This window comes from Methylosinus sp. is20ea, from assembly GCF_059718135.1.
In genome coordinates, this window is sequence record NZ_AP046090.1 from 193,058 (window position 1) to 201,909 (window position 8,852).

Genomic DNA, 8,852 nt, shown 5'->3' on the forward strand with positions numbered 1-8,852 from the left:
CAAGGAAACACAGAAAGACTCTAGGGCGGTCGCGATCGCAGGGTTCTGGAGAGTCACGCGCGTCGTCATGTGTCCCGCCGCCGGACCCCTTATCGGTCGTCCGGCGTGTCCAGACCGATCCACAGATTGCGCACTTTCTCCAGATTTTTCGTCGGATCGTAACGTTCCACGTCGAGATTCAGACCATCGGCCGACAAGCCGCCGATCGACGCGAGCGCGGAACAAGAGGCGACGACGCGATCATGTTGCGCCGAGACCATTTTGACGCGGGCGTCGAACAGCGCCTGTTGCGCATTCAGCACGTCGAGAAGCGCCCTTTGGCCGAACTCCGCCTCATTGCGGATTTGCATGAGCGCCGTCTCCGAGGATCGAACCAATATTCCGCCGAAATGCAGCGCCGCCGTGGCGGCCGCGAGATGGCCGTAGCTCGCGGCGAGCTTGGCGCGCACCGCGCTACGCTGAGCCGTGACATGAATCTGCGCCTGTCCGAGCTGCTGCTTGGCCTGCCTGACCGCGGAATATTCGGCGCCGCCGTCATAGAGAGGCACATTCAACGTTCCCGTCACCTGCGCCGAAAACTGCCTGGTGCCGGGATAGCCGAGATAAGAATCGTATTGCTGAAAGACTTGGCCGCCCACGGAAAAGGACGGCATGAGCGCGCCTTCGGCGACTTTCACCGCCATCGTCGCCATGTCCACCTGATGCAGAGAGGAGATCACCTGCGGATGCGCGACAATGGCGCGCTCGACCGCGCGTTCGATCGTCGCCGGCAATTCGCGCTCGCAGCCCTTCGCGGGCTCGAGCCGGTTCGGCGCCTGCCCGATCACCTCGCGATATTCGGCCACGCTCGCCCGCAACGTCTCGCGCGCCGCGGCATGGTCGGATTCGGCTTGCGCGAGCGCCGCCTCCGCCTGCGCGACATCGGCCACCGTCGCCATTCCCGTCGCGGCGCGATCGCGCGCGACGCGCAGCTGCTCGATGAGAACGGCGCGATTATGCTTGCGCAGGCCGAGCACGGCGGTGTCGCGCAGCACATCCATATAGACGGTGACGCCGCGCAGCAGCACTTCCTGCTCGGCGGCGAGCAGCGTCGCGCGCGCCGCGAGCACGCCCGACTCCGCCTGACGCATGGAATTGTCCGAACGCCATCCGTCGAAGACCGTCAGCGAGAGATTCAATGTGCCGCTGCGCGGATGGCCGAAATTCTCATCGTTCGTATAGAGGCGATTGCGTAGCTGATCGCGTCCGCCGGGCTGACGGACGCTGGATTTTTGCGGTCCCGCGCTGATCGAGACGCCCGCCTTCGGCCGATGCCCCGCCGCTGCCTTGGACACGTCTTCATCGCGTATTCGCGCGATGGCGCGCTGCTCCTCGAGGTCCGGATTATTGGCGTAAGCCGAGGCCAGCGCGCCCTTCAAGGTCTCCGCGCGCATGCCTTGCGCTCCGAGCGCGACAAAGCAGAGCAATGAAGCGCAAAAGCGCCGCGTTCCGCGTCGAGCGACGCGCCTTTCCGCGTGACGCTTCGTCATGACGCCGCCATGAGACACGCGTTCGCCGCCGTCATTTGGAGTCCCTCTCGCGCGCCGCATCGTCGAAATCGAGCTTGCAGCGCTGGCCGCCGGGCAGCCGATTGTCCGGATTGGGCAGTATGAGCCGAACGCCGAATGTCGCGCTCGCCGGATCGAACACGCGATCGACGACCGAAACGGTCGCCCTATGGCTTCCGCCGATCGGATCGTCGGGCGAGACCATGGCGGTCGCGCCGACTTTCACACGAGGATACATTGCGACAGGCAGAAACGCCTCGACGTGCAAGGGATCGAGATGCACGACGCTCATGATGAAATTGTCCTGATGGACGAATTCGCCCGGCGACAGCTTTCGCTCGCCGACCACGCCCGCGACCGGGCTGCGGATCGTCCTCTGCTCGAGCACGGCGCGGGACCGCACGACTTCGAGCTCGGCGAGGCGCAGCTCGACTTTCTCGCGCGCGAGGTCTTCTTCGGCGACGCGCATATCCGCTTTTTGCTCGTCCAATTTGTCGCGCGTGAAGCTGTTGCGCTCGAACAGCTCTCGCGCGCGCCCCATGCGCGCCTTGCTGAGCGTCAGCCGCGCCGCCTGAGCCTCGACGCGCGCCGCGCTGGCCGCGCGGGCCCGGTTCAATTCCAGCGTCGCGGCCTCGACGCTCGACTCGAGCCGCGCCACCGCCTGGCCCTCGGCGACGATATCGCCGCGATCGACGAGCACTTCTGCGATCAATCCCGCGGTCGGACTGCCGAGCTTGACCGCCATCGACGGATCGATGACGCAATCGAAATGTCGGTTCTCGGCGTGAGCCGGTTCCGCCGATGCGCATCCGCAAATCGCGATGACCATCGCAACGGCGATCCCAGCGCTCGAAGCGCGTCGGCTATTCGGCGTTTCCAGTGAAGGCGAGCGCATGGTCGAGAGTCTCGTCTCTATCCAATAATTCGCGACGCATATGAGCATGGAGCCGCTCCGCGTGTCGTTGCGCGGCGCGAAGAGCGAAGCGCGCGGGCCATGACCAGCCCGCTCGAATCATTACGTGAACTAAGTACCGCTCAAAGCGTAAAGCGTTTGTGTCCGTGACGCCGTCATCGAGCGAAAGGATCGACTGGAAAGAGCCGCGCTGCCCTTGTCGAGCGCAGCGTCCGGCGAGCTGACGATCGATCCTGCGGGCGTCGTGACGTTCCGACATTATGACATGCAGGCCGCCCAATTCGATCACATCGGCGTCGAGCTTTATGTCCGTGCCGCGGCCCGCCATATTGGTCGCCACCGTGATGCGCCCGCGCCGGCCGGCGGCGGCGACGATCTCCGCCTCCGCGGCGTCCTGCGCGGCGTTGAGGACGACATGCGGCAGGCCCGCCGCCGTCAGCGCTTCGCTCGCCCTGCGCGACGACGCCACCGATCTCGTGCCGAGCAGCACCGGCGCTCCGCGGCGATGATGCTCGGCGATCGTCGCCGCGATGACGCGCCATTTCTCGGTCTCGGTCGCGACGATGCGATCTCGAAGCAGCGCGCGTTGCGAGGGCCGGTTGGTCGGCACGCGCGCGACAGCGAGCCGATAGACCCTCCACAGCTCGCCGGAGACCTCGGCGGCCGTTCCCGTCATGCCTGCGAGGCGCTGATAGCGTCGGAAAAATCGCTGATAGGTCATTCTCGCGATGGTGGCCCGGACGCCGGAGAGCGCGCAGCCCTCCTTGATCTCGATCATTTGATGCAGCCCATCGCTCCAGAAGCGATCGGCCATGACGCGCCCGGTATATTCGTCGACGATCTCGACCTTGCCGCCGCGCACGATGTAATGCTCGTCGCGGTGGAAGAGGCGCATGGCGGTGATCGCCTGAAGCGCCCATTCCTCGCGTTGCGAGGCGACCTGCCAGCGGCTTCCGAGCGGTTGCGCCAGCTCGGCGGCGAGCGCCCTGCCGGACGCGGTGAGATCGGCCCGTCTCTCGTCGAGACGGATCAGATAGTCCCGCCCCTCGCTCATGCGTCCGGCGAGCTCGAGCGCCTGACCGAATATGTCTCGGTCGGAGGCGGACGTCAGCTCGCGCGAGAGAATGAGCGGCGTGCGCGCCTCGTCGATGAGAATGCTGTCCGCTTCATCGACGATCGCAAAATGCAGGCCGCGCAGCAGCAGCTCGCGCGTCCGCCCCGCCGGCGCGGCGAGCGATTCGAATTTATGTCGCAGATTGCCGCTGCGCCGGCCGAGCGTCAGCCGATCGCGCAGATAATCGAAGGCCAGAGTCTTGTTCGTGCAATAGGCGATCTCGCAGGCATAGCCCGCCTTTTTTTCCGCGGGCGCCATCTCCTGCGTCACCACGCCGACGCGCAGCCCCAGAAACTCATACAGCGGCCGCATCTGCTCGGCGTCGCGGCGCGCGAGATAATCATTGGCGGTGACGACATGGGTCGGAACGCCGGCCAGCGCCGCGGTCGCCGCCGCCAGAGTCGCAGTGAGCGTCTTGCCTTCGCCCGTGTCCATCTCGGCGATCATCCCGCCGAGCAGAATATTGCCGCCGATCAGCTGCACGTCGAAATGCCGCATGCCCAGCACGCGGCCAGACGCCTCGCGGATGACGGCGAAAGCCTCTGCGATCGCGTGTCGGTCGCGCGCGCGACAATGATGCAGCTTTTCGCGCAGCCCCCGCCCCCGCGCGCGCAGCTCGGCGTCGGACATTGCGCGCAGCTCCGCCTCATGCGTCGCGACGCGCGCGACGATGGAAGCGGCGGCGCGTTCCTCGAGCCGCCCGAGCTGCGGAGCAAAGCGGGCCGCGAGCGCCTCGGCCGCGCGGTCCCACGGCCCGGAGCGGGGCCAGCGGCGCTCCGCATAGAGCAGCGGACGCGGCAGTGGGCGGCGCGCCGGCGCCGACGCGTCAGACACCGAGCTGCCTCAGCAGCAATTGGCGCGATGCGCGCCACAGGCGCAAAGCGATCGGCTCGCCGCCGTGATCGAAGCGCACGAAGACCCGTTCGCCGATGTTCATCCGCTCCTCCTGCGGCGCGACGCGCAGATCGATGTGGAATTGGGATTCGAGCGCGCGCGGCGCGTCTGTCTTCGTCGGATCGAGCGCAATGTCGCCGCCCCCGCGCTTGCTGAGCGCGAGACTCGGCAATTCGTCCAGGGCCGCCGGCGCTTCGCGCGCGACGACGGCGGGAACGACACGGTCGATGCGGCCGACGTAACGGATCTCGACCTTGGTCGTGCGGCTGCGGACGAGATCTATATCCGACTGCGGAATGACCACTCGCACCACGGGATCGCCGCGCGCGACGACATAGCCGAGAAGATCGCCCTTCTTGACGAATTTTCCGGGAAGGTCCGCCGCGCGCGGCAGGATGAGACGACCGGAGCTCTCCGCGACGATTTCGAGATCCGCCATACGCTGCCGGTTCAGCGCCAATGCGCCTTCGAGGCGACGCAGCTCCTCGCGAAATATATTGGCCTGCACGAGGTCGGAATTGGTGACGGCCTCGAGCCGAAGGCGATAGGCCTCCGTCTGCGCCTCGAGCACCGCCGTCTCGCCGGCGAGGGTCGGGTCCGCCAGCCGCGCCACGCGCGTTCCCGCCTCGATGAGACGATCCTCGGCCAAAAGCGCGTCGATCACCTCGCCGTCCGTGCGCACGCGAAGCGTCGACTTTTCCGGAACGGCGACGACGCCCTGCGCCAGGGTCGCATAGGGCGCGGGGACGATCATCATCAGGAAGAGAAGGACTGCGACGGAAAGACTCGAGACCAGGATCGCCCTGCCCCGCACCCGCTGCAGCTGCGGATCGAAGAGAATGCGATGGACGCCTTTTGCGAGCGGCAGCGCGAGACCGGCGACGAGTCCCCAGAGAGCGAGCAGGATTCCGATGACGAAGAGCCGCGAGCCGATGAACAGAGCGATGCCGAATGTCACCGACATGCGGTAGAAGAATGAAGCTGTCGCATAGGCGACGAACCATGTCGCTTCGCCCGGCGCGGTCGCCGGCGAGACGAGATGCTCGACGCCGAAGGCGTAGCGCTGCAGCAGATACAGAACATAGGCGTTGGCGCGGGCGCCGAGATTGGGGATCTCGATCAAATCGGCGAGAACATAATAGCCGTCGAAGCGCAGCAGCGGATTGCCGTTGACGAGCAATGTCGAGGCGCTGCCGATCAGCATCACGTCGAAGGCCGCGGCGCGCACAAATCCTTTCTCGACGAGAACCCAGACGATCATCGCCGCCGCGGCGAGAAACATCTCGACCATGATTCCCGCCGCGCCGACGATGATGCGGCGCCGCTTTTCCTGAAAAGCGGCGGAGGCGGAGGCGTCGACATAAGGAACCGGCATCAGCACGAGCAGCATGACGCCCATCTCATGCACCTCGCCGCCCCATCGCGCCGTCGCCATGCCATGGCCGATTTCGTGGAGCGCTTTGACGAGAGGATAGACGAGCAGCAGAAGGACGATATTTTCCGAGGACAGAACCCGATCGGCCACATTATGCGTCAGCGCGCTCCAATGCATTCCCGCGAGCGCCGATCCGACGACGATCGTCGCCAGCCAGAAGGCGAAGCCCCACCAGCCGAACAAGACTCTCGCCAGAGGCGCGGTCGCGGCGAGAAAGCGCTCCGGATCGACCAAGGGAATGCGGATCGCGAGCGGATTGCGGACATTCTGGACGAAATTGCGCCGATTGTGCCTGTCCGCCCGATGCGCCAATTCGCCCATGTCCGGCGGAACGTCGCCGATCAAGAGATCGGCCGCGTGAACCTGGGCGAGAAGACGGATGGTTTCATCCTGAGTGGGCTGGTCGGCGCCGTAACGCTCGCCCATCATCTCCCAGATCTCGTCGACGGTGCGGCGACCGTCCATGAGACAAACGATATGATGCGCCAGCGGCGAGAGACGATGAAACTGGCCGTTCTGCCGATCCTGCAGAACATACCAGAGCTGGCCTCTATGGCGCTGCCGATGAATACGGGCGTGGGCGCGCAATCTCGGCTTGAGAGCGGCGACGCGATACCAGGACGCGCTGCGCAGCGGCGACGCCATGCCCTGCTCCTAATCCAGCCAGCGCCACGACCAGACCTTGAACCAATCGATCAATGATCGGGTCCAGATCCAGGCGATGCGTCGCCGGCCCGCTTCCACCTTGCCGACGCCCTTCATGCCGGGCCGCAGCTTGGGCGAATTTCCGCGCAGCGCGGCTTCGATGCGGAATGTGTTCACGCCTTCGTCGGCTTTCGCCACGGGCGTGATCTTCTCGACGATGAGCGGAAACGTCTCATTGGGGAGCGCGGCGATCAGCAGCTCGCCGCCCGCGCCGATCGTGATCTCATTCACTTGGGCCTCATCGACGTCGAGGACGATCCGCCAATCGTCGAGCGGGGCGATCTCGAACAGCGTCTGTCCGCGCTGGACCGCGGCGCCGATGGATTGGCTGAGATCGCCGGAGACGACGAGGCCGTCGAAGGGCGCTTGCAGCTTCGTTCGCGCGAGCTGCTCGTCGGCCAGCCTTATCTGCGCCTCCGATTCCTGCATCTCGGCGCCGAGGATGCGCGTGTCGGCCCGATTGCGCGCGCCGCCGGCGCGTTCGAACTCATATTGCTTCTTCTGTCGCTCGGTGACCCAGCGCAGCCGCTCGAGCGCGAATTCGCGATCGTCGAGCGTCGCCAGCACGTCCCCATTGCGGACCTGGTCGCCGGCCCGCGCATGCGCGTCCTTGATGAAGCCGTTGAATGGCGCAACGATCGCGCGTTGCACCTTGCCCTCGATCACGGCGTTGGCGGTCACGCGATAGACATCCGTCACGACATAGAGCGCCAGCGTCGACGCGACCAGCGCGAGAGCGACGAGCTTGCGGCCGGCATGTCCCGGCCCGAGCAGCTCATGCGCTCGGTCGCGAAGCTGCTCCCATAGCTTCACGATCAGCCAGCGATCGTCGCGGCGGCGAATGTCGAGGACCGGCCCGAGGGCCGCGGCGAGACATTCGAGGAACTCGATCTCCTCCTGCTCGAACGGTCTGTCCTTGCCTCGCTCGAATGTCATGGCGCCGATGAATTGGTCCTTGGCGAACATCGGCGTCGTCAGAATGGCGCCGCAGCCATGCGCCTCTGCCAATTCGCCATGAGCGCGCGTGATATGCGACTGCTCCGCGCATGTATGCGACTCGTCCGCGCGCGTATGCGAGTCTTCCGCGCGAGGCGGATAGAGGATGACGGCGTGCTGATCGACAGCCTCATTCATGGCGCCGTTGAGCAGGCGGACGAGATTGAGGTCCTTCCCGAAATGCGCGCTGTGAGAGATGGCGGCGACACGCACGCCCGACTCCTGCGCGAATCCGATGCTCACACGCTCGCAGCGCTGCAGCGACGCGAGCTCGGTGACGCAGGCGCGGCAGGCGGGCGCGAACCCCTCCTCCTCGAGCGCGATGGCGAGCATGTCGAGAACGCCGGTGATCCGGCGGAGCCTATGTGTCGCATCCTCGGCCGCGTCCCTGCGCAGACGTTCGCGGATCCAGGCGACGCCCCATTGCAATTGGCGTGCGGCGAGCCGCAATTGCGCAGCGCCGTCGCCTTGGATCTCGACAGCCGCGGCGCCGAGAATCTTCTCGTCGACGATGATCGGATAGGCGATCTGCGCCGGCGCCGATGGCGCTCCGGCCTCGGCGGAGGGCTTTTGCACCACGCCGCGGCGCTGGGCGACCGTAAGGTCGATGGTCGCATGAAGGCGCGCGAGCGCGTCGACGCCGTCGGGCCATGACACGCCGCGGCGACTGCCGCTATTGTCCCGCAGCGCGACCGCGCCGCAGCTCGCGAAGGAGATCATCCCGCATTGCAGCGCGAGCCAAGCGGCGAGGAGCGCCTGCATGTCATCGGCGTCGTCCAGGCGCTTCCACAGCGCCTGCTCGAGGACCGCGACGCGCTCCTCGTCGAGGAGCCTGGTCCTTTCGGGGGGCCGCAGAGCGCTCGCCCCCTCCGTGCTCGCGAGTATTGTCAAGGCGTCACCGCCGCGCCAAACGTGCGGCGCGATCAGCGCCCGTCGATCTTCAAGGCGCCGTGGCGGGCTTCATATTCCCTGAGCACGCCGGCAAGAGCCACGCTCAAGCGCTTGGCCGCATGCGGGCTGAGGATGACGCGATCGGTCAATTCGACATGCACCTGACGTTCGTTGCCGATGTTCCAGGTCTTATTGGTGCCGAAGAACAGATCCACTTGCTCGAGCGTGCTCTGAATATTCACGACATTGGCGAAATGCGTGACCATGTTGCTATCGTCCCAGACCACTGCGGACTGGCGAACGCCCTCGGCAATATCGGACGCAGGCTGCACATTCGACTCGACGAGATCCATTGCG

General features: G+C 65.8%; 6 protein-coding genes. All 6 read right to left on the reverse strand.

Annotation, left to right across the window (positions count from 1 at the left end; translation table 11 throughout):
* Positions 1 to 89 precede the first annotated feature (89 nt).
* Entirely contained in the window at positions 90 to 1,433 is a 1,344-nt protein-coding gene (locus tag AC6IY7_RS20285; protein ID WP_497783043.1) for a TolC family outer membrane protein, read from the reverse strand.
* A 127-nt stretch (positions 1,434 to 1,560) separates the two neighbouring features.
* A complete protein-coding gene (locus AC6IY7_RS20290) occupies positions 1,561 to 2,490 on the reverse strand; it encodes an efflux RND transporter periplasmic adaptor subunit (protein ID WP_497783044.1) in 930 nt (309 codons plus the stop codon).
* Positions 2,411 to 4,408, reverse strand: coding sequence for a preprotein translocase subunit SecA (locus AC6IY7_RS20295; protein ID WP_497783045.1), 1,998 nt, complete (start codon positions 4,406 to 4,408; stop codon positions 2,411 to 2,413). The genes AC6IY7_RS20290 and AC6IY7_RS20295 overlap by 80 nt, the downstream gene beginning before the upstream one ends.
* Complete coding sequence (locus AC6IY7_RS20300; protein ID WP_497783046.1) at positions 4,401 to 6,548, reverse strand: PqqD family peptide modification chaperone; 2,148 nt, start codon at positions 6,546 to 6,548, stop codon at positions 4,401 to 4,403. The genes AC6IY7_RS20295 and AC6IY7_RS20300 overlap by 8 nt, the downstream gene beginning before the upstream one ends.
* A 9-nt stretch (positions 6,549 to 6,557) precedes the next feature.
* Positions 6,558 to 8,495 (reverse strand): GAF domain-containing protein, encoded by a 1,938-nt coding sequence (locus AC6IY7_RS20305; RefSeq protein ID WP_497783047.1) that lies wholly within the window; start codon positions 8,493 to 8,495, stop codon positions 6,558 to 6,560.
* Positions 8,496 to 8,527: 32 nt separating this feature from the next.
* On the reverse strand, positions 8,528 to 8,848 hold the full coding sequence (locus AC6IY7_RS20310; RefSeq protein WP_497783048.1) for a DUF3467 domain-containing protein: 321 nt from the start codon (positions 8,846 to 8,848) through the stop codon (positions 8,528 to 8,530).
* Positions 8,849 to 8,852: the final 4 nt, after the last annotated feature.

Coding starts and splice junctions, on each gene's coding strand:
- AC6IY7_RS20285 (WP_497783043.1), bottom strand. CDS start 1,433: ATGCGCGCGGAGACCTTGAAGGGCGCGCTGGCCTCGGCTTACGCCAAT.
- AC6IY7_RS20290 (WP_497783044.1), bottom strand. CDS start 2,490: ATGCTCATATGCGTCGCGAATTATTGGATAGAGACGAGACTCTCGACC.
- AC6IY7_RS20300 (WP_497783046.1), bottom strand. CDS start 6,548: ATGGCGTCGCCGCTGCGCAGCGCGTCCTGGTATCGCGTCGCCGCTCTC.
- AC6IY7_RS20310 (WP_497783048.1), bottom strand. CDS start 8,848: ATGGATCTCGTCGAGTCGAATGTGCAGCCTGCGTCCGATATTGCCGAG.